Origin of the sequence: Rhodococcus sp. (in: high G+C Gram-positive bacteria), assembly GCF_049299235.1 — a bacterium.
GTDB lineage: Bacteria > Actinomycetota > Actinomycetes > Mycobacteriales > Mycobacteriaceae > Rhodococcus.
This window is the reverse complement of sequence record NZ_JBAQXC010000387.1, coordinates 36,396-57,973: the sequence shown is the minus strand read 5'-3', so window position 1 is coordinate 57,973 and position 21,578 is coordinate 36,396. Positions and strand designations below refer to the sequence as shown.

Annotated in this window: 15 protein-coding genes and 1 CRISPR repeat array; of the genes, 2 read left to right on the top strand and 13 right to left on the bottom strand. The window is 66.9% G+C overall.

Features of this window, described 5'->3' with window-relative positions; all coding sequences use genetic code 11:
- Positions 1-21: 21 nt before the first annotated feature.
- Positions 22-4,271: direct repeats of the CRISPR family, unit length 29 nt; unit sequence GGGCTCATCCCCGCGTCCGCGGGGAGCAC.
- Between the two features lie 47 nt (positions 4,272-4,318).
- The 12 genes from cas2e to nadA form a co-directional block, all read right to left on the bottom strand.
- Positions 4,319-4,681 (bottom strand): type I-E CRISPR-associated endoribonuclease Cas2e, encoded by a 363-nt coding sequence (gene cas2e / locus WAX14_RS23850; protein WP_422630517.1) that lies wholly within the window; start codon positions 4,679-4,681, stop codon positions 4,319-4,321.
- Between the two features lie 8 nt (positions 4,682-4,689).
- Complete coding sequence (gene cas1e, locus WAX14_RS23845) at positions 4,690-5,649, bottom strand: type I-E CRISPR-associated endonuclease Cas1e (RefSeq protein WP_422630513.1); 960 nt, start codon at positions 5,647-5,649, stop codon at positions 4,690-4,692.
- A 1-nt stretch (position 5,650) separates the two neighbouring features.
- Positions 5,651-6,325, bottom strand: a complete 675-nt coding sequence (gene cas6e, locus WAX14_RS23840; RefSeq protein WP_422630512.1) for a type I-E CRISPR-associated protein Cas6/Cse3/CasE — start codon at positions 6,323-6,325, stop codon at positions 5,651-5,653.
- Positions 6,326-6,328: 3 nt separating this feature from the next.
- Entirely contained in the window at positions 6,329-7,021 is a 693-nt protein-coding gene (gene cas5e / locus WAX14_RS23835; protein WP_422630511.1) for a type I-E CRISPR-associated protein Cas5/CasD, read from the bottom strand.
- Positions 7,018-8,151, bottom strand: coding sequence for a type I-E CRISPR-associated protein Cas7/Cse4/CasC (gene cas7e / locus WAX14_RS23830; RefSeq protein WP_422630510.1), 1,134 nt, complete (start codon positions 8,149-8,151; stop codon positions 7,018-7,020). The genes cas5e and cas7e overlap by 4 nt, the downstream gene beginning before the upstream one ends.
- Positions 8,148-8,705: a type I-E CRISPR-associated protein Cse2/CasB gene (casB, locus tag WAX14_RS23825; RefSeq protein ID WP_422630509.1), complete on the bottom strand. Its 558-nt coding sequence runs from the start codon at positions 8,703-8,705 to the stop codon at positions 8,148-8,150. Before casB ends, cas7e begins: the two co-directional genes overlap by 4 nt.
- 113 nt (positions 8,706-8,818) lie before the next feature.
- Entirely contained in the window at positions 8,819-10,444 is a 1,626-nt protein-coding gene (gene casA, locus WAX14_RS23820; protein WP_422630508.1) for a type I-E CRISPR-associated protein Cse1/CasA, read from the bottom strand.
- The gene (gene cas3 / locus WAX14_RS23815) at positions 10,441-13,158 is read right to left on the bottom strand and encodes a CRISPR-associated helicase Cas3' (RefSeq protein WP_422630507.1); all 2,718 of its coding nucleotides are present in this window, start codon (positions 13,156-13,158) and stop codon (positions 10,441-10,443) included. Before cas3 ends, casA begins: the two co-directional genes overlap by 4 nt.
- A gap of 424 nt (positions 13,159-13,582) precedes the next feature.
- Complete coding sequence (locus tag WAX14_RS23810) at positions 13,583-13,864, bottom strand: hypothetical protein (RefSeq protein WP_422630506.1); 282 nt, start codon at positions 13,862-13,864, stop codon at positions 13,583-13,585.
- A gap of 117 nt (positions 13,865-13,981) precedes the next feature.
- Positions 13,982-14,848 carry a carboxylating nicotinate-nucleotide diphosphorylase gene (gene nadC, locus WAX14_RS23805; RefSeq protein ID WP_422630505.1) on the bottom strand — a complete coding sequence of 289 codons (867 nt, stop codon included), beginning with the start codon at positions 14,846-14,848 and terminating at the stop codon, positions 13,982-13,984.
- Positions 14,849-14,851: 3 nt separating this feature from the next.
- Positions 14,852-16,453 carry an L-aspartate oxidase gene (locus WAX14_RS23800; protein ID WP_422630504.1) on the bottom strand — a complete coding sequence of 534 codons (1,602 nt, stop codon included), beginning with the start codon at positions 16,451-16,453 and terminating at the stop codon, positions 14,852-14,854.
- A complete protein-coding gene (gene nadA, locus WAX14_RS23795) occupies positions 16,450-17,481 on the bottom strand; it encodes a quinolinate synthase NadA (protein ID WP_422630503.1) in 1,032 nt (343 codons plus the stop codon). The genes WAX14_RS23800 and nadA overlap by 4 nt, the downstream gene beginning before the upstream one ends.
- A 78-nt stretch (positions 17,482-17,559) precedes the next feature.
- Here nadA and WAX14_RS23790 point away from each other — a divergent pair, with 78 nt between their 5' ends.
- A complete protein-coding gene (locus tag WAX14_RS23790; protein WP_422630502.1) occupies positions 17,560-18,276 on the top strand; it encodes an NUDIX hydrolase in 717 nt (238 codons plus the stop codon).
- Between the two features lie 5 nt (positions 18,277-18,281).
- Here the strand turns inward: WAX14_RS23790 and WAX14_RS23785 are convergent, their stop codons facing one another.
- Entirely contained in the window at positions 18,282-19,535 is a 1,254-nt protein-coding gene (locus tag WAX14_RS23785; protein WP_422630501.1) for a patatin-like phospholipase family protein, read from the bottom strand.
- Positions 19,536-19,799: 264 nt separating this feature from the next.
- Between WAX14_RS23785 and WAX14_RS23780 the strand changes: the two genes are divergently transcribed.
- Positions 19,800-21,563, top strand: coding sequence for a cutinase family protein (locus tag WAX14_RS23780; RefSeq protein ID WP_422630516.1), 1,764 nt, complete (start codon positions 19,800-19,802; stop codon positions 21,561-21,563).
- The last annotated feature ends 15 nt before the right edge of the window (positions 21,564-21,578 follow it).

The window sequence follows — 21,578 nt, the reverse complement described above, 5'->3', positions numbered from 1 at the left end:
GTGCAGGCGTGGGTCCCGTCGAGGCTCATCCCCGCGTCCGCGGGGAGCACTCCCTCGATCGCTACCGGGCACTGCTGCCCGGGGGCTCATCCCCGCGTCCGCGGGGAGCACACGAGTTGCGGCGTGTTCCCGGACGTCGTGCTGGGCTCATCCCCGCGTCCGCGGGGAGCACCTGGTGTTGACGTTGCTGCATCGCCTGTTGGTGGGCTCATCCCCGCGTCCGCGGGGAGCACTGTCGGGTCTGACTGCGGCGACCGCGTACCAGGGGCTCATCCCCGCGTCCGCGGGGAGCACCCGCGGGCGATCGCCGAGCATCCGTCGCTCGGGGGCTCATCCCCGCGTCCGCGGGGAGCACTCCACCGGATCGGCACCCGGATCGCCGTACGTGGGCTCATCCCCGCGTCCGCGGGGAGCACGTCAACCGGGTTGACATACTCGCGTCAACCTGGGGCTCATCCCCGCGTCCGCGGGGAGCACTTCGAGGCGGATATCCCGGCGACGAACGCGCCGGGCTCATCCCCGCGTCCGCGGGGAGCACTCGCTGCGGTACACGCCGTACAACTCGGGGATGGGCTCATCCCCGCGTCCGCGGGGAGCACGTACCGCTGCCGCTGCCCGTATTGCTGCCGTTGGGCTCATCCCCGCGTCCGCGGGGAGCACCAACTCTGTTGCCGTTGTAGTCGGACCGGGTGGGGCTCATCCCCGCGTCCGCGGGGAGCACTTATGCATCAAGTGTTTGCATTCCTACATACGGGGCTCATCCCCGCGTCCGCGGGGAGCACAGACCTCCGTTGCCGTCGAACGCAGGCAAGCCGGGCTCATCCCCGCGTCCGCGGGGAGCACCTGTTGTCGACGATGACGATTCTGGCGTGGTTGGGCTCATCCCCGCGTCCGCGGGGAGCACGCGCACGGCCGAGGCCTGGTGCCGTCGCCGACGGGCTCATCCCCGCGTCCGCGGGGAGCACATCACGATCCCGGACAGTGTGGATCCTGTGCAGGGCTCATCCCCGCGTCCGCGGGGAGCACTCGACGTCGGTGCGCCACCACCGCAGCGGCGAGGGCTCATCCCCGCGTCCGCGGGGAGCACTCAGGCAGAGCGAGCAGGAACTCCCGCACCTCGGGCTCATCCCCGCGTCCGCGGGGAGCACCTGTTCGACAACGTGCTATTCGCCTACCAGCAGGGCTCATCCCCGCGTCCGCGGGGAGCACCGCACCGATCCGACCGGACTCGAGGGCGCACCGGGCTCATCCCCGCGTCCGCGGGGAGCACCCTGTCGAAAAAACCGTCATTCGGGAAACGCGGGGCTCATCCCCGCGTCCGCGGGGAGCACGTCCCCACCGTCGACGTCGTGAAAGCACACCAGGGCTCATCCCCGCGTCCGCGGGGAGCACTCGATTGATATTTGGGAGGAGACGGGCCGCCGGGGCTCATCCCCGCGTCCGCGGGGAGCACTGATGCAGTTGTCGACGTCTTCGATGCCTCGGAGGCTCATCCCCGCGTCCGCGGGGAGCACGTACACGCGTTTCTCACCGGTCGGGGTGGTCAGGGCTCATCCCCGCGTCCGCGGGGAGCACGCCGCGGTCATTCTTGCCGTTGAGTCGTCGGCGGGCTCATCCCCGCGTCCGCGGGGAGCACGCGGGACTGTCCGCGACCGATATCGCGGACCGGGGCTCATCCCCGCGTCCGCGGGGAGCACACCTATGTTCCGGCCGAACGGCTGGTGGATCAGGGCTCATCCCCGCGTCCGCGGGGAGCACTACCGGCAGCTTTCCGGCGGTGGTGATGCCGAGGGCTCATCCCCGCGTCCGCGGGGAGCACCAGGCAACCGCACTCGCCGACGCCTACAAGCTGGGCTCATCCCCGCGTCCGCGGGGAGCACTCGAGCGCAGACCCGAGCACGGTGAGCATCTGGGGCTCATCCCCGCGTCCGCGGGGAGCACCGTGTCGACAGCGCATCGTGCGGGATGACGCAGGGCTCATCCCCGCGTCCGCGGGGAGCACGTTCGCGGACGGTGGCGACACCACCGTCGGCGGGGCTCATCCCCGCGTCCGCGGGGAGCACTCCGACCCGAGCACACCATCGGCCCGGTTGAAGGGCTCATCCCCGCGTCCGCGGGGAGCACCGGACCCTTCTGACGAACCCGACGAGATCGAGGGGCTCATCCCCGCGTCCGCGGGGAGCACCGCTTCGGCGCCTTCTTCTCGTACTTGACGACGGGCTCATCCCCGCGTCCGCGGGGAGCACTCGGTGTATGCGAACACCGGGCGGACCGTTCCGGGCTCATCCCCGCGTCCGCGGGGAGCACCGCCTCCGCTGCCTTCGTGACCTCTTCCTGCAGGGCTCATCCCCGCGTCCGCGGGGAGCACGTAGCGATGCTGCCTGTCAGGTACGGCGTCCAGGGCTCATCCCCGCGTCCGCGGGGAGCACGTCCCGGTTGATGGCACCGATCAACGCCGAATGGGCTCATCCCCGCGTCCGCGGGGAGCACTCGGCGGCGTCGGTCGATGCGGGCAACACCGAGGGCTCATCCCCGCGTCCGCGGGGAGCACGCGCGTAAGCGCGCCGGGATCAAGCCGCCGCCGGGCTCATCCCCGCGTCCGCGGGGAGCACCTGAACCTGGGGACGATCCTCGTCGGCGATCTGGGCTCATCCCCGCGTCCGCGGGGAGCACACCCACGCCAAGCGGGACATGCGCAAGATCCAGGGCTCATCCCCGCGTCCGCGGGGAGCACTGACGATGTCGCCGACCCGGTAGCGGCGGCCGGGGCTCATCCCCGCGTCCGCGGGGAGCACCGGCCATACGCCCAGCGGGACAGCTCGCCGTAGGGCTCATCCCCGCGTCCGCGGGGAGCACTCGGCGGCACCCGCACGTGGCATCGGCTCGCCGGGCTCATCCCCGCGTCCGCGGGGAGCACGACAGTGTTGCGATCGCCGGGGCGGTCGGGCTGGGCTCATCCCCGCGTCCGCGGGGAGCACTCGGCGGGCGGTGATACACGAGCACATGATCGGGGCTCATCCCCGCGTCCGCGGGGAGCACCTGTCGCCGATCGTGAGCGGCATGACACCGCCGGGCTCATCCCCGCGTCCGCGGGGAGCACGGTCTCAACTCGAGCTTCGGTGGCGTGAGCATGGGCTCATCCCCGCGTCCGCGGGGAGCACTTCCGCTTCGGACCACTGGGCGCCGGCGGGTTGGGCTCATCCCCGCGTCCGCGGGGAGCACCGCCAGCCGGAGCAACCGACGTCGGCGACAGTGGGCTCATCCCCGCGTCCGCGGGGAGCACGAGGACGAGCGCGACGGCCTCGAGGAGGGCGAGGGCTCATCCCCGCGTCCGCGGGGAGCACTCGTGGATTACGGACATGGAGACGGATGGGCCGGGCTCATCCCCGCGTCCGCGGGGAGCACCCGGAGCGACACCATCCACGCGGCGATGTGCGGGGCTCATCCCCGCGTCCGCGGGGAGCACGGCGCCGACCGCAAGCCCGGGACTGTCGACGGGGGCTCATCCCCGCGTCCGCGGGGAGCACACGCGGCCGTGCGCGGTGATGATGTCGGCGACGATGGCGGCGATGGGCTCATCCCCGCGTCCGCGGGGAGCACTGACGGCGACATGAACCTCCGCCACGTCCTGCGGGCTCATCCCCGCGTCCGCGGGGAGCACGGTGACCTCGCTGATCGTGGCATCACGTCGCCGGGCTCATCCCCGCGTCCGCGGGGAGCACTTGGCTCGGATGAAGATCTTCGCCAGTTCAGCGGGCTCATCCCCGCGTCCGCGGGGAGCACGCGTTGCGCCCGGCGCTGTTCGAGCTGGCTGCGGGCTCATCCCCGCGTCCGCGGGGAGCACTCCCGCGGAGCCGGGGTTCACGCCGCCGGTGGGGGCTCATCCCCGCGTCCGCGGGGAGCACTTCCCCCTCGACGATCCGGTACCCGCCCGCAAGGGCTCATCCCCGCGTCCGCGGGGAGCACCCCCCCACGCTGGCGTCGTCCCCCACGCTGGCGGGCTCATCCCCGCGTCCGCGGGGAGCACCCGGTGTCGGATCTGATGGTGATTCTGGGTCGGGGCTCATCCCCGCGTCCGCGGGGAGCACCGTCACAATCTGGGTCGTGTTCCGGTGGTGCAGGGCTCATCCCCGCGTCCGCGGGGAGCACCGCGGCGGGCACGGTGCTTGTCGGCGCGTTCGGGGCTCATCCCCGCGTCCGCGGGGAGCACCCTGCGACACGAGCGAACACGGCGATCGCGCTGGGCTCATCCCCGCGTCCGCGGGGAGCACCCTTCATGACCTGGGGTTCTTCCGAGCCGCACCCGATTCTACGTTCACTACTCTCCGGTGCGATCACCCCCCGATCGATTCCGCGACTTCCTGTAGCGACTTGCCTTACTCCAGCCAGCCCGGGGCGTCGCGGCAGAATCCAGCGCCTCACCGGTATGCGGCCGACGCACGAGGGCGATCCCATCGACATCGACAGGTTCCCAATCGTAGCGGTGCACAAGAAACTGAAGCCGCTGTTCGTTTTGAGCCGGAAACACCATGATCGCACGCCCATCCTTGACCAGGTCCTTCACACGCACCCATACGAGGTCGCGAACTCGTCGCGGCAGGACACCGACGAACACCCCTGGGCTGATCTCGAGAAGCCAGCGCGTCAAATGTCCACGCAGCCCCGCAGGGCAGGCCGTCACGATGAGCACTACCACGGGACATCTTCACTTGGGTCATCGAACGACTGTCCGCTCGCAACTGCTGGGCCTTTGTCGTCCCAGAGATACACAACGTCGGCTTCCCATTCCGATGCTTCCTCAGACTGGCCAGGAAGAAGAAGCGACTTGATGTCCTGTGCACACCGCGGCAGAAGCTTCTCCCTGTGTATGACATCGCGAACCGAACGTCGAGTCGCGCCCGGAATGTCGTCGACTCCGGCGGCGGCTATGTCGAACGCCACCGGGATCGCGACCTCGGCCTTGTACAAGTCCGCGATGTCGTAGACGAATGACCGGTCATGCCCCGTATGAACGAAGCCGAGGCCGGGCGAGCAGCCCATCGCGGCGATGACGGCGTGCGTCATTCCGTACAGACATGTCGTTGCCGCCGACAACGCCTGATTCACTGCATCACCGGCCGTGAAATCGTTCGGATCGTAGTCTCGCCGTACCCATTCGACACCGGTGCGATCGGCGTGTTCCCGATACGAATTTCGCACCCGTGCGCCTTCTCGGCCGCGCAACTGCTGCATCGTCAACCCCGACACATCTTCGCCCGGGAAGCGCATTGCATACATCGCCCGGGCGACCGCGAGCCGCGAGTCCCGGGCGGACACAGCTTTGGCTTGCGCTTCCAGCAGCCGACTGGTGCGCCCGAGAGGACGCCCGTGGGCGTAGTAGCGCACTCCCTGCTCTCCCACCCACACTGCGGTGGACCCGGACTCGGCCATCAGCACCATGGCTTGATGCGTGACGCGAGTACCCGGACCGAGTAGCAACGCACCGATCGTTGCGGTCGGAATATGTACGACACCGCGTTCGTCGGTTGCGGTGATCGCGTTCCCGTCGCGGTGGACCGTGCACCGTTCGAGGTAGAGGAACGAGACGCGGTCGGCGGCACGAACCAGCTCGCTGGGCCTTGTCGGCGGAGGACCGGGCGTGTTCTTCACGTCAATGTCCGCTCGCGAGGGGCGCAAGAGTGAGCAGTCCGCATCCGTATGCCTTCGCCCGCCCGAGCCCTTGGGTCAACGTGCGGGCCAGCGCTTCAGGATCGGATACCTCCAGGATTCCATCGAATGTCGCCGAGCTGACCACCACACGATGGCCGCCTTTCCCGAATCGGAGCATCGAGCGGTCGACGACTTGCAGAGCGGGCTCGCCATGGGAACCGTCGGGTACCCGAAATCCCGATCGTTCAGTACGATCCAGCAGCCATCTCTGCTGCTGTTCGACAGTGACATGTGCGAGTGGTTTTGTATCGGACCAGTCCCGTCCGGTCTTGTATCCGTTGAACACCGGGTTCGCGGTGAGACGGAACGCCCACCGCTGCCCCTGTTCGAGCCGGGTGAGAAGCGGGCGATAGTCACGGGTCTGCCACATCTCACCGGATTGCCATCCGGCTTGCTCCACAACGTGGCTCAGGTCGGGTTCGAGGGGGCTGACCAGATACAGCGACACTTCGTGGTCACCTGACCGGTCTACTCGCCACAGCGCACGCCCACCGGCCGATTCGAGGGAACCTGGCGGGAAAGCCGATTGGACGGCTGCGTGCATCGCCTGTGGTGACGACAGAAGTTTTGCGGCTCCACTGCGTCTGCCGTTGATCGGCATCTTCGTCAGATACATTGTCTACGCACCCCCCAATGCGGACATGGGATCATGTGCAACCAAACGGGATTCGAGGTTGTCGACCTCGACATACTGCTCCGTCACAGATCGCCATTCGTAGCGTCGATATCGAGGATCGAAACTAACCGGATGATCACGCACCAATTCATCGTGCACGGAATCCACACCGTCCATCACGATCCGCAACCGGACTCGGGATGCCTGCTTCTGCCGAAACCACGACGCCGCTTGCCACGGATACGATTCGAGAGCCGGGAGCAGTTGCTGGTCAGTCACCTCGAGCATCAGCGGCAGGCTGGGCGGGCACGACCGCCTCCCGAGATAGAGAGGAAACGTCGGCCGGCGGAGCGCCTCCGAAAGACCCTCGACGAGGGAATCATCACCCTCGACCGCCGCGACGAACACCGCATCGCCGAGGTAATAGCGATACGACAAAGGCATGGATTTCTTGCCGTCGAGGCTGCGCGCAACCTGAAAATCACGGACCAGCGACCCCGGTTGATCGACCCGGACACCGAACGACAGTTGGGCAAGTTCTTCGAGTTCATCGGTTCGCCGCATCCCTCGGGCCGCGGCCAGGAGGCCGACAACGCCGCTCTTGGTCGGTTCCTGTCGCGTCTCACGTCGGGTGAATCGGCTCGATGCACCCCACGCTTGCATCGGTCCGGCAAGCCGGATCAGTAGCGTGCTCATTCCGATTCGCCCAGGTGGTCGCCGACGTACTGCTCGATCTTCCCTACCAGGGCGTTCATGTCGGCGCGGTCGCCGAATCCGTCGAGCGCTACCGCGGCATCGCCGATACCGGTCACCCAGATCTCCGCTGGCGGTCCATATGCTCCGGAAATATCTTCGTGCCGTGCAACCAGTTTCGATGTTGCACTTCCGACAATGCTCTCGCTGTCCATGACGGTGACGGGAGTTTCGAATGCGCCCACCAGATTCACCGGTTGGTCGGAACGAACGCATACGACGACAGCGTCCGGGACGGTGCGGTTGGCGAAGGTGTTCTGCTTACCTGTCGGCATCGACAGTGCCAGCGACTCCACGAATGCCGCTGCTGCTCGGGCGGTCGCGGCGGCGTCGTTCAAGTTCGCGTGGAGTCCGTCGATGTTCAGGGTCGCGTAGCGATACAGCGTCGACGAATTGAATTCGATCGTGCCGATCATCCCGGCCCCCGATTGGTCGCGTTCCTGAAAATCGTCGACAGCCGTGAAGTAGTCGAACTCGGGATCGACGGCGTGAACACTGATCGCGTGTGCGACCTGTGCGGCCGCGTCGACGTTGAGTTCGGGATCATCGGCGACCATGCGACCGAACAAGGCGACGTCGAAGCTGTGGTCGGAGTTGATGGCTGCTTTCGCATCCTTACCCGCGATATTGGCCTCGGATCGGTGTGCTGCGATCGCCAGTTCGGCAAGCCGCGTATATTGCGCTGTACTGAGGAACAGCAGGTATCCGGATTGCTCGGCGGGCTTGGGCGTATCGTCGGAGGCCTTCTTCGGGGCTTTCGGACTCGCCAACTTGATTCCGGCCGCCGTCAACGCTTTCGCTGCGAGAGCCTGAGCCGTCGCCTCGTCGACGGATTCGTCGAGCCTTTCGATTTCGTCACCGAGCAGTTCGACGACTCGCTTTGTGCGCCGACCGATATCGCTCGCGTCGAGGGTCGCATTGAAACGCATTCGGGTGGCGCGCTTCCATGCCTGACTCGACACACGTGCCCGTCGGACCCCACCGAAGATTGCGGATTTGGGGCTTCCCGTGTCGTCGCGGTTGAGGTTGCTCGGGGGGACGGACTGCAGGATGTGAACGTCAATGTAGGTCACGCGTGGTCCTCGTTTCGTGTGTCGCTGGTCGATGTTTGATCGTGTTCGGCTGGCGTGTCGGTGTCTGCGGTGGTGGCTCGATGAAAGTCACGTCCCCACCGCAGTCGCACACGATCTGCGCTGGTGCGGCTGTGGAGTTGCCGGAGATCGACAGCCAACTGGCTGTAATCCAGGGGAATGTTCTCCGTACGGAGCAGCATGATGAGCGCACGAAGATGGTGGGAAACACCCGCTGCGGATCCTGCCGTCGCAACAGCCTGAAATCGGTTGCGTACCGCTTCGTCACGCCCCGTTGCTTTCACGAGTCGACGGGCCGCGGCACCCAATGAGATTCCCGGCTGATGGGCCGCTGTGGATTTCGACTGCTGATGCAGCGCATACAGCGTGATGGCTTCGTGTGCGGCGCGCTCGTAGTCGGTGGGGCTGTCGTCGCTCCATCGGCCCTGCGGGACCAGTTCGGGCGGTAGCGCCCCGAGGGTGTCCGCCCACACCTGCGGCACACTGCCAGGCTCCGCGGTAACCGCTCGACGAAGTCTGGCCAAGCACGCAGTCACTGTCGAATCATGATGATCTGCCAAGGCTCGTCCTTGCAGAGAGCCGACCGTCGAACGCACTGCCGTTCGAAGCAGCTCGTCGCGGGTCGCCGGCCGAGCGTCGGGTTGCGCGCTCACGGGGTACCACCCTTCTGAATGGTTGCAGAGTCGAATGCCGCAGGCAGAGCCTTGCGGAGTGCGGACCAGAAGAAGCCGGACGCCAACGACGAATCAAGCCACCGATCGCGCACCATCCGGCCCTTCCATGCCGGGTCGCCGGCTGCGGCGATCAGATCACTGCCGATATCCGACACGATCGCGCGCACCTGCGCTTGCCAGGCTTCCACATGTGCTTCCAGGCCGATCTCGTCGCCGAGTTCGGCTAGCCACGTGAGATACGGTTCGTCGAGAGCGAAGAACGCTTGTGCACGGGTGGATTGTCGCGTGGAGGTCGAATCGCCACCGGCCGCGTCGACCAGGTTTCCGGCGAGGTTGACCAGCGCAGCGACAGCATCGTCGGCGATCTGCACCGCTCGAGTCGCGTACACACGCAGTTCGCTGCCCCGCCCGATCACGGAGACTCGAATGCGGACTTCATCGTCGATGGATGCACCGATAATGCTGGAATTGTTGATGTATTCGAGCGCCAGCGCGTGTGGCCGCACGAACAGCGACCGATCCAGGATATCCTCTTCAACCAGGAAGTCGATCCAATTGGAGACTCCGGCGCCGAATCCGTGTTCGGACCCCGACACCTGGGTGTCGGCAAGGAGAGCGTCGAGACCACGCCACAGCGAACGATCCGGATCGAGCGATCGAGGAAAGTACCGTGGTTCGCCGAACTTCTTCGACTGCACTGGACTGAATCGCCATGCCGTCATGAATTCCACATGGTGTTGATTGAAGGACCTGATGGCATCCCCATTGCCTACCAATACCCCGACAACATGATTGTCGTTGTGCTGCAATCGAATTCGACGACTCTGCCAAGTGAGCGAATCGACGGGTCCTACCGGATCCGCATCCTCACGCTCCGCGATTCCGGGATGCTCCCGTTCCCACGGGGGCAGATCGTCGTCGTGAACAGTTGATCCGCTACTGGTGCGGAGAACTGTGTTGAGCATCAGGGTTTCGAACAGATTGCGCCCCTCGAACAGTACGCCGCCGAGCTGTCCACCCCAGGCAATGCCGATGGGATAGCCCTTCCCGCCCTTGGTTCGCGGATCACGCGGATCACCGGATTTGATACCTGACGGATCGAAACACTGGCAGTGCACGACCCAGCGCGCGGCTTCTGCGAAATCGAGCCGATCGGCGCCTGCCCCGGCCCGGGTCGTGAAGTACTTGGCACCGGAGGGAATGTCGCTGATCAGTAGCGACGGTGGCTTGAAACCGCCTGCTGCCGTTTCGAAGTCCGCGACCTGGTAGAATGGCCGGGTCGGATCCAATAGATCGAATCTGTCGTGGACGCGATCGAGATAGTCGCCGATCTCCTGCTGCGGGAGCGTACGTTCCTGCCATATCTGCTCCCACCTGGGCACCGGCTTTCGGCCCCAGTCGATCGCACGGCGCACGATGGCAAGGAGCAATCGCTGAATCGCGAATGCCTGAGTCGGAATATCGCCGGATACCACCCGAATCGACGACGACTCGCACAAGATCGATCGGATCGACCTTTCGCCAACGCCGCCGTCGCGGGTACGTACGGGAATCCATGGCTCATCGATCAGATTGAAGCGCACTGCTGTGCTCGCTGTCATGGTTGCTCGTCACCCTTGCTCACCACAAGCCCCTCGATGTCGTCGTAACGAATGTCATAGTCCATCAACTGTGTGCTCATATCGCCCTTCAATTCCAAGACGAGTTCGCCTGCCAGCCACTTCGATTCCTGCCATCCCGGATACACCCGTGCCTCGAGTTCCGAAATCGTACGGTCGACGATGCCCGGGTGCGTCAGCGCGAGCGGCAGTCGCACGGTCGCCGTCAAGACGCGGCGCGCGACCGCGTTGTCGGGACAGAAATCCGTTGTGACGACCCCACCTCCGCATTGCCGTGGAAGATGCACATCGCCGTCGATGCGACAGGTGAGGATGACATCGATTCCCTCGTCGGTGTCGCGGACACGAGCCTGACCGCGCGCATCGTCGACTTCGCCGACATTCTCGGCGAGCCAGTCCACCAGGGTCGCTGATTCGTCTGGTTCCCAGATGCGCCACGGGCGCGCCCGAGCTTCGAGTTCGCGGGTCCGCTTTCGGTGCGTGCGTTGGGCTTCGACGTGGTAGTCGTGCCACTCCGCGGGAGTATCGAGATCATCACCGTAGGCCACCTGCACCAGCGTCGCGATGTCGGCTGGAAGCTCTAGACGATCCCGCCGGTCGAGTACTGCGAGGGCGCGAAGTACCTGCAGATCGCCATATATCCTGCGTGTCGCCGCCACGACACGAGGCGGTTGGGCACACCAGTCTTCGACACCCGTGAGGACGAGGCGGGCATCGACCAGTCGCATCGGTCGATCTCGACGGTGCCGATGCAACCTGCCGATGCGCTGGAAGAGGAGGTCGATCGGCGCGAAATCACTGATCATCAGATCGAAATCCACATCCAGCGATTGTTCGATCACCTGTGTCCCCACGACGATTCGTCGGTGTGGCCGATTCCCGTCACGTCCCAGCTCGGAGACCAGAGCCGACTCCAGATCGGCCCGGTGCTGCGCGACGAACCGGGAGTGCAGCAGCACCACCTCACCGGGAAAGTGCTCGTCGAGTGTGCGGGCGGTTTCCTGCGCGCGAGCAACCGTATTGCGCACGATGCCGACGCATCCGCCGTCGTCCAGTGCCGTCCGGAGCAGTTCGACGAGCAGCTTCGGGTCGTCATCGATACGCTCGATCGCCACAGTTGTGCGCTGTCCATCGTGAGGCGGGGAGATCACCTCGCGGTGCCCGGCGGTGAGGGTGATCGCGGGGTAGCCGATATTTCCCGTCAGCACCGCGTCGTCACCGGTCCATCCACGGCCCGATTCGTAGGAGTGTACGAGCGCGATCCGCTGCGAGGCAGGCAGTGTCGCGGACATGAGGATCACGGGCACTCGGTACGCACCGAGCCATTCGAGGACGCGGACCAAGAATTGCATCATGTACGTGTCTGCCGCGTGGACCTCGTCGACGACGATCACCTTGTTGACAAGGCCCAGATGACGCAAGACCAGGTGCCGTGCCTTGAGGCCGGCGAAGAGCAGTTGGTCGATCGTCCCTACTGCGAAATCGGCGAGGAGTCCCTTCTTTCGTCCGGACAGCCAATGATGGGCGATCACCTCGGTGTGACACGCATGGGAGTGTGCGTCGGTGTCGCGACCGACATCGGTGAGGTTCTTGCCGGTGAGAAGACCCCGATACCGGTCTTCGAGGTGCGCTTTCCCGTGCGCCAGTACGGCACTCGCGACCGCATCCGAATCCTGGGATTCGATCCAGCTCAGCACGCGACGGAACATCGCGTTGGAGGTGGCCATCGTCGGCAACGCGACGAATACGCCGCCCTGTCCGAACCGTGCGGCCAGGTGTTCCGCCGCCGCGAGTGCTGCCTCTGTCTTACCGATACCCATGGGTGCCTCGATGAGGAGTATCCCCGGTTCCGTCATCGACGCCGCGGCATCGACAGCGGCGCGCTGAACCGAATTGGCTGTTGCGCCGGCAGGAAGTGTGAATCGCGAATGCATCAGTTCGTCGACGGTCGACGGTGGAGCGGCGCGCCAGGGTGGCGGCAGTTCGAGATCGAGCCACGCGTCGGACGCCGTGGTCACCGACTCGCGGCGGTCGCCGAGCGGGAAGTAGTCGCTGCTGGCGATCCAATCTGCCATGATCACGAATGCCGTCCACAGTGCTTGCTGCTGTGGTGTGAGGGGTGCTTGCGCCCAACGCGCGAGATGGGCATCGGCGCCGGTCAGTGCAGAGATGTGTTCGAGCAACTCGTTGCGAGTGTCGCGCCACTCGGGACCGCCGTACCGGCCGCTGTCTTCGCACGGCGACAATTGGCCGACGGTCGGCGGAACACCGTGGTGTCCGCCCGCAACGACCGCGTAGGTTTTGGCGACTGGACGGGCCCACCCGTGGCCGATCAAGAAGCCGACGACTGCCCGATGACTGACGAGGGAATGCGGAACGTCGCGCCGGCGCGCGATGGCCAGTGGCATCTCGAGTCCCGCATCGCGCATCGCACCCGCGAGCGGCCCGACCTGCGATGCGAAGGCAGGACTCAGCTTCCCGACGTCGTGGACACCCGCCAGCCACTGGGCTAGCACTCTGGCTTCGTTCGGTGTGCGCCCTTCCGTAAGAAGGCTTTTCGTGGAGCGTGGGACCCAGTCGTCCCAGATGTGCCCGGCTACCGCGACCGCATCCTCGCTGTGCCGAAGAAGGGACAGCGATTCGTCGGCCTTGCTGGATTTGGCCCACGCACTCCGCAGGCGGTCACTCGGTTCCATCGATGTCCCCGCGGCGACCGTGGCACACGGTCGAGCCGACAGCACCGGGTCGAGCCGGTTTGTCGGACCCGTGCAGTAGAACACCCCCATGAATTTCGATCACGATCGCATCCCCCTCCCGCTACGCGCTTCGGTGCAAACCAGCAGTTTTCCACCCCGCGAAGCGCTGATATGAGCAATAAGCTAGCTCATCCAACACTCTTCGTCTAGTGTTGCGATCGCGTCGACGATCCCCCCGAGACGGAGGGATGAGCCGAGTGTCGGGTGAGCTGATGCGCGGGCTTCTGCAATCTTCCCCACCGGTGTGGGGATGCAGGCTCGACGCGATGTGACACAGCCGGTGAAAGACAAGGAGGGCACGCGTCGGATCGACAAGGCGAGGACGGCCGTGCCCGACGAAGACGGGACGGGAACGGCCGTCGCGTCACCTCGGCGAATGGTCCAGACGCGCGATGTCGTCGCGAATCATGTTCGCCCAGCCGTCGATGTCCGCCCAGTCGCGCGCGTCACCGCATCTACCGCCCATGAGACGGAAGGCGAATCGACCGAGTCCCGGCCAATCCCCCGGCTTGATCGAACCGGCGAAAAACCGGTGGCCGTGCACATCGGCCTTCGACCGGAGGGTCTGCACCGCCCGTGGTTCCGGCATCATCCGGCGGATGCGGCGAGCGAGCCGTGGCGACAGGAAAGTACTGGTTGCACCCACCGTCTCCGCAGTCGTGCTGTCACGTCACCGTGGCGAAATCGGAAGTCATGCGAAATCGTGTCGGTTCCGTCGACTTCAAGTCTGCGTCCCTGCCGGTGCCCACGACAGGGACGAAGGTCACATGTCCAGGCCGAGATCGAGGACGGTCACCGAGTGGGTGAGCGCACCGACCGCAAGGTAGTCGACGCCGGTGCGTGCGTAGTCCGCGGCCACGTCGAGGGTCAGACCGCCGGACGATTCGAGGCGGGTCTGCGGCGCGTGAGTGTTGCGGCGCTGCACCGCGATCTGCGTCTGCCATACCGGAAAGTTGTCGAGCAGGATCAGTTCGGCCTTCTCGGCGAGTACCTCGTCGAACTGGTCGAGGCTGTCCACCTCCACCTCACACGGCACACCCGGAGCATGCTCGCGGACGGCCCGCAGGGCCGCGACGACCGATCCGGCCGCGGCGACGTGGTTGTCCTTGATGAGCGCTTCGTCGCCGAGGCCCATCCGGTGGTTGACGCCGCCGCCGATACGGACCGCGTACTTCTGCAATCCACGCATCCCGGGCAGGGTTTTGCGGCTGTCGCGGATCTTCGCTTCGGTCCCGGCGACCGCGTCGACCCAGTGGGCGGTCGCGGTGGCGATACCGGACAGGTGGCACAGCAGGTTCAGCATGGTGCGTTCCGCGGTGAGTAGCCCCCGGGTCGGCGCCTCGACGGTGAGGACCGGCTCACCGGCCTGCACTCGATGCCCGTCCGCGACCCGGTCGAGCACCGTGTAGCCGCCTTCACCGAGGACCTCGTCGAGCACGAGCAGGCCGACGTCGATGCCGGCGATCGTGCCCGGCGAGCGCGGCACCACCGCGGCGGTCGCGGCGGCGTCGGCGGGCACCGTCGCCTCGGAGGTCACGTCGGGGCCGTAGCGCAGGTCCTCGTCGAGTGCGACACGGATCAGAGTGCGGATCTCGTCGCGGTCGAGGCCGTCGGGCAACTCGGTGGCCATTGTCTACAGGACTCCTGTCAGGTCGGGTGTGGTCACGGTGGTGGTGTCGGTGCCGAGCATGCTCAGCACGAGCGAATCGTCGATGAGACGGACCTCGAGGCTGTGTGCCTGGGTCGGATCGGTGGCGGGGCGATCGCCGCGGGTGTGGCAGCCGCGGCTTTCGGTGCGGGCGCGGGCAGCGGCGAGCAGCGCATCAGCGGTGATGGTCAGCGCGGCATCTTCGAGGGTGGTGGTGTCGGTGCACGCACGGTGCCCGGCATCCGCGAGCGCGATCTGCGCTGCGGCGAGTCCGGTGTCGTCGCGTACGACGGGGGCGTGCCGTGTCATCAGGGCTTGCAGGGTCGCGCGGTCGGCACAGCGGTGGGTCGGCAGGGTCGCATCGGTCGCGTCGACGCGGAGCCCGGCGCGTTCCTCGGCGGCGGCATGCCCGGCGCGTTCACCGAGCACGAGTCCCTCGAGGAGACTGTTGGAGGCCAAGCGGTTCGCGCCGTGCAGGCCGGTCCGGGCGACCTCCCCCGCCGCATACAGGCCCGGCACCGAGGTACGGCCGTGCACGTCGGTGACGACACCGCCGCACGCATAATGCGCGGCAGGCGCGACCGGGATCAGGTCGCCGGCCGGGTCGAGGCCGACCGCCAGGCACGAGGCGGTGATCGTCGGGAATCGTTCGGCGAATCCGTCGAGGTGCCGTGCGTCGAGGAACACGTGGTCTTCCCCCAGCACGGCGAGCCGCTCGGCGATGGCGCGGGAGACCACGTCGCGCGGTGCCAGATCACCGAGCGGATGCACGCCCGCGGTGATCGCGGCACCGCGCGTGTCGACGAGTCGGGCGCCTTCTCCGCGGACCGCCTCGCTGATGAGCGGGCGTCTGCCTTCGCCGCCGCGCGCGAACAGCACGGTCGGATGGAACTGGACGAACTCGATGTCGGCGACGGCGGCACCGGCGTGCAACGCCAGTGCGATGCCGTCGGCGGTGGCGCCGGGCGGGTTGGTGCTGCACGCGTACAACTGGCCGAGACCACCGGTGGCGAGCAGCACGGCCGGGGTGTGGACGACGCCGAGGCCGCGTGCGTCGAGGACCAGCACCCCGGTGACGCCGTGCGTGTCGGTGAGGATGCGGGCGGCGGCCGCACCGAAGAGCACGGGCAGGCTCGCGGCGTTGAGGGCTCGCTGCACTTCCATGCCGGTGGCGTCGCCGCCGGCATGGATGATGCGCCGGGTGGAGTGTCCGCCTTCCCGGGTGCGGGCGACGTCGCCGTCGCGTCCGCGGTCGAATACGGCGCCGAGGTCGGTGAGCGCGGCGATCGCGTGCGGTCCCGCGCTGACGATGGAGCGGACCGCATCCTGGTCACACAGGCCGCCGCCGGCGGCGAGGGTGTCGGCGACGTGCGAGTCGACGCTGTCGCCAGTGGGTGCGACCACGGCGATGCCGCCTTGTGCGTATTGGGTGGAGGTGTCGGTCGGGCCGCCTTTGCTCAGGGTGAGCACGGTCAGTCCGCGCCGTGCGGCGGTGCGCGCCGCGGTCAGTCCCGCGACGCCACCGCCAACGACCACCAGGTCGGCGTGGGCTTCCCAGACCACGCCGGCACCGGTGGTGGTCGTCACTCGCCGCCGCCGGGGTTGCCGATGGCGATCATCCGCTGCACCGACAGCCGTGCCCGTTCGGCGACGACGGGGTCGACGTGCACCTCGTCCTTGCCTTCGCGGAGGCAGCGCAGCAGGGCGGCGGGGGTGATCATCTTCATGTACGGGCAGGATGCGCGGTCGTTGACCGGCTGGAAGTCGATGCCCGGTGCCGCCTTGCGGAGTTGGTGCAGCATGCCGACCTCGGTGGCGACGAGGACCTGCTTGGCGCCGGTTTCGCGGGCGGCGTCGATCATGCCGCCGGTCGAGAGGATCTTGACCTTGTCGTCGGGCACGAAGCCTTCCCCGGCCAGGTAGAGCGCGGAGGTCGCGCAGCCGCATTCGGGGTGGACGAACAGGTCGGCGTCGGGGTGCGATTTGGCTTGGGCGGCCAGTTCGTCGCCGTTGATGCCGGCGTGGACGTGGCATTCACCGGCCCAGATGTGCATGTTCGTGCGGCCGGTGACCCGTTTGACGTGGGCGCCGAGGAATTGGTCAGGCAGGAACAGCACCTCGCGGTCGGGGTCGATGGAGGCGACGACGTCGACGGCATTGGAGGACGTGCAGCAGATGTCGGTCAGGCCTTTGACCTCGGCGGTGGTGTTGACGTAGGAGACGACGACGGCGTCGGGGTACTCCGATTTCCATTCACGCAGTTGATCGGCGGTGATCGAGTCCGCGAGGGAGCACCCGGCGCGCTCGTCGGGGATCAGCACGGTCTTGTTCGGGCTGAGGATCTTTGCGGTCTCCGCCATGAAGTGCACGCCGCAGAAGACGATGGTGCCCTCTTCTGCTTCGGCGGCGATCCGGGACAGTGCGAGGGAGTCGCCGACGTGGTCGGCGATGTCCTGGATGGCGGGGAGCTGATAGTTGTGTGCCAGCAGCGTCGCGTTGCGCTCACGGGCCAGCCGCCGGATCTCGTCGGCCCATTCCGGCGTCGCGTCGATGCCCGTGTAGCCGCCGGGGCCGTCGACGATTGCGGCGGTGCCCGCCCACTCGGTCGTGGTCATGGCCTTGCTCCTTCGTGCGCTCCGGACGGGCTGCGTCCGAATTTCCGTCTTCGGGGTTTTCGACTTAGGATCGAAAACATGCCTCATGGTAACACTCGTCACGAAGTGCTCATCGTGGTGTTCCAGGTTCGCCACTTCGGTGACACCGACCGGACACCGCGAACCGAGCCGGAACTCGGCGTCCTCCTGTGGCAACGCGCCCTCGACCCCGAGGTCGGTACCTGGTCGCTGCCCGGCGGCCGGCTCCGCGACGACGAGGACCTCACGACCTCGGCTCGCCGCCAACTCGCCGAGAAGGTCGACGTGTGCGAGGTCGCCCATCTCGAACAGTTGTCGGTCTTCTCCGACCCGCACCGCGTGCCCGGCCCCCGAACCATCGCCGCGACGTTCCTCGGCCTCGTCCCCATCACGTCGGACCCGCAGCTTCCGGCCGACACCGCCTGGCATCCCGTCTCCGACCTGCCCCCGATGTCGTTCGACCACCGCGTGATGGTCGTCAACGCCCGCGCTCGCCTGGCCGCGAAACTGTCCTACACCAACATCGCGTACGCGCTCGCCCCCACCGAGTTCTCGATGTCGACCTTGCGCGACATCTATTGCACCGCACTCGGATACCAGGTCGACGCCACGAATCTGCAGCGCGTCCTCACCCGCCGCGGCGTGCTCTCCCGGACCGGGAACACCGCCGTGCCCGGGCGCGCGGGCGGACGCCCGCCCGCGCTCTACCGGTTCACCGATGCACGACTGCGCGTGACCGACGAGTTCGCGGCACTGCGCCCCCCTGGTCAGATGTAGCGCGATCAGCCGTAGCGCGCATCGTCCGGGTACTGCGCGAATCCGTCGCCGAGTTCACGCCACTGCGCCAACCAATCGTGTGCGATGCCGGCGCCCTCGGCCCGCAACGCCGTCAGATGCCGCGGATCACGGTCCAGTTTGGACGCGTGGTCGAGCGTCCACGCCGAATCCCGGCTCATCTTGATCGTCCGCACCGCGACCGTCTTACGGTCCGCCAGCGGCGGCACGGCCCCGCCGTACCGGGCCAGCCAGCGGTTGACGGTCAGGATGTGGTCGAGTTCCTGGTTCAGCGACAGGTTGCCCGCCAGGTCGTTTTCCCGATCGCGGATGTCGGCGAGGCCGACCCGCAGCGACTCCGGTGAGAACTCCTGCGGATTGATCCGCACGACCCAGATCTCGTCCGGCTTGTCGTCCCGGTCCGGGGTGTCGAGCAGATCCCGTACCGGCGGATTCTGTGAATACAGTCCGTCCCAGTAGTAGCCGGTGCGCCGGACCGTGCCGTCGCCGCCGCGGGTGGGGAATGCCAGATCCTCGATTGCCTGTGCGGGAAGCAGTTCCGGCAATGTCCCGGACGCGGCCACCCCGGCGAGCGACAGCGCACGACGCATCCGCCACCGCGTCTCGGAGTACTGATCGCGCTCCGGCGACGCGATGAGTCCGGCCTCCTCGAGATTCTTGTCCGAATCGAAGGTCTCGAAGTTCCCGCTCAACACCTCGATGGCACCCACGACGGCGCGAATATTGTTCTGTTCGACCAGTTTCCAGTCGACGGAATCGAAGTCCGGACACAGCGACTCGAGCAGGCCCGAGAATCCGAGATACTCGGGCCTGGCACCGAGCAGTCCCAGCCACTGCAAGGCGAGGCTGCCCGACGCGTCGTAGGGGCTCGATTCGGGCATCGCGACACCTTGCGCTTTCATGCGCAGCAGCATCTGGGCACCGAGATTGTGCGCGGACTCGACCGGATTGTTCGCGGCGAACACCGTCCACAGGTGATCGAGCCGTTCGACGGCCTTGTCGAGGGTGCCGCAGGCCGGATCGGCACGGTTGGGTGCGAGTCCGTACCACGCGGCGAGCGCACACATCGCGCCGGCGGACGTACCGCTGAATCCGACGAGGTCGAAGGTTCCGCCACCGTCGGTGTCCCAGGAGCGCTTCGTCTCGAGGATCGTGGTGAGCACGCCCCAGGTGAAGGCGACGTGTGTGCCACCACCCTGGCATGCGATTGCGACTTTCGTGCGGCGGGTGGGCTCGGGCACGGGAACCTCTTCCTGACTTCTCGATCGTGCGGCAGCCGTCGCCGCCCGGCCGATTCTGACGCACCCGCGTGGCGCTGTCGCGGCGAATCGTGCGAGGTCGCACCGCCCGACGGGCGCCGAGCACCACCCGGGCAACCGCCACGCCCCCACCACCATCAGAAGCCGTTGTGTAACACCGCCGCTGCCACTCCCGACATGACCAGTGACTCGGGGGCCACCTCACGCGGGCAGTGGGGGCCACGACCACAACCGGATTGGACGGATATGGCAGAGCAGTCGACGTCACAGCAGTCGGCGTCACAGCACGCAGCGTCACGGCGGTCGACGTCACGGAGGCGCATCGCAGCAGGCTTGGCAGCACCGGCGGTGCTGGGGGTGGCCGCTCTCGTAGCGGTCGCCGTCACCGGAACCGACACACCGGTCAGAACCGACACCACGCTGGTGGCGATGACCAATGAATGCCACGACATGGTGAGCATCGCCGTCGGCGGCCGAGGCGACAGCCCCCGCGACGGCGAGCACGCGATGCTCACCACCCCGGACGGAAAGACACTGCCCGCGGCGATGTCCGGGGACTACAACAGCCATTGGGTCGACCCGGTCGTGAATGCTCCGAGCGACGCAGGCAAGGACTACGCAGCGTTCTACATCGAGTATCCCGCGCACATGGCGTCCTATGAGGACGCGGTCGAGGCCGGCGTCGACAACACCCAGTCGGTGATGCAGGCGATCCGCGCCGAATGCCCCGACACGAAGTTCGCGATCGTCGGATACAGCGAAGGCGCCGACGTGGCCCGTCGGGCCGCAATGGAAATCGGCAACCAGACCCCGAACGCGGACGGCTCCTACGGCATCATCGACCCGAACTCGGTGGTCGGCGTCGTCATCCTCGCCGACGCCGGACGCACCGCAGGGGAAGGCCAGTTCCCCGGCGCGAAGAACCCGTACGGCAACCCCGACGGCTACGACCGTGAATACCAGTCCGGGGACGTCAGTGCCGACGGCAGCGGCATCGCGCCGGACACCGCCGGCGGGTTCGGCGCTCTGAACGGCAAGGTCGCCTCGTTCTGTTCCGACGGCGACTTCACCTGCGACGTCCCCGAGAACATCGCGCTGATCCAACTCGGCGCGAACGTCGGCAGGCAACTCAACGTCGACGCGCTGCAGGACGAAGGACTCACCCTCGCGACCGGGCAGGATCTCGCGGTCACGATCGGCCGAGTCGCGATGCTCGCGTTCGCCGACATCGAAGCGCAGGGCAACTGGATGCAGTCCGAGGAAACGTTCCTCGACGTGCTGATCAAGGTGTCCGATCCGAGTTACACGCCGACCGCGCCGACGGACGTCGCCGCCGACACCGAACTGAACCTCAGTGCCGCGGAAAACCTGGTGTATCTGCCCGCCAAGGTGCGCAACGAGATCATCGGGTTCATCACGAACAACGCGAACACCATCCCGGTCGCGCTGAGCGACCCCTACCAGCAGACTCTCGGCGAGGTCACCGGCCACCACTTCGACTACTGGCGCGACGCGGACACCGGCAACGGTAAGCCGCTGAGCTCGGCCGAGTATGCCGCAGAGTGGCTCACCCACCTCGCCGAGCAGGCCGACAAGGGCGAACTGCCCAAGTCCACCGCGAAGGATGCGCTCGCGGTGAGCGCGGGCACCACCTCGGAGACCGCGACGAGCACCACCGCGACACCGGCGAACGGTACCGCGACGGAAGCCGGGACCACCGGGCCCGGAGCCACCGACATCGCCGACACGGGGGCCGGGGGCACCGGCGCCACGGAGAACACGATCGTCCCGTCGGCTCCCGGTACCGGAGTGTCCGAGACCGCGACCGTTCCGGCACCGGTCACCGGCGCGGTCGTCGCGCCGGTGGTGACCGAACCGGCGACGGCCACCCCCACCGCAACCCCGGACGCAGTGGTACAGACGACCACGACGGACACCGCACCGTCGACCCCGTCGACGACCACCACGGTCGTTCCCACGACGACCACCCCGGTTCCGCCGCAGGGCTGAGCGGAGCGGAGCAGA

Excerpts from the sequence above, each read along its gene's own strand:
- cas6e (WP_422630512.1), bottom strand. The coding sequence starts at position 6,325 with ATGTATCTGACGAAGATGCCGATCAACGGCAGACGCAGTGGAGCCGCA.
- cas5e (WP_422630511.1), bottom strand. The coding sequence starts at position 7,021 with ATGAGCACGCTACTGATCCGGCTTGCCGGACCGATGCAAGCGTGGGGT.
- casA (WP_422630508.1), bottom strand. The coding sequence starts at position 10,444 with ATGACAGCGAGCACAGCAGTGCGCTTCAATCTGATCGATGAGCCATGG.
- cas3 (WP_422630507.1), bottom strand. The coding sequence starts at position 13,158 with ATGGAACCGAGTGACCGCCTGCGGAGTGCGTGGGCCAAATCCAGCAAG.
- nadC (WP_422630505.1), bottom strand. The coding sequence starts at position 14,848 with ATGGCCACCGAGTTGCCCGACGGCCTCGACCGCGACGAGATCCGCACT.
- nadA (WP_422630503.1), bottom strand. The coding sequence starts at position 17,481 with ATGACCACGACCGAGTGGGCGGGCACCGCCGCAATCGTCGACGGCCCC.
- WAX14_RS23790 (WP_422630502.1), top strand. The coding sequence starts at position 17,560 with ATGCCTCATGGTAACACTCGTCACGAAGTGCTCATCGTGGTGTTCCAG.
- WAX14_RS23780 (WP_422630516.1), top strand. The coding sequence starts at position 19,800 with ATGGCAGAGCAGTCGACGTCACAGCAGTCGGCGTCACAGCACGCAGCG.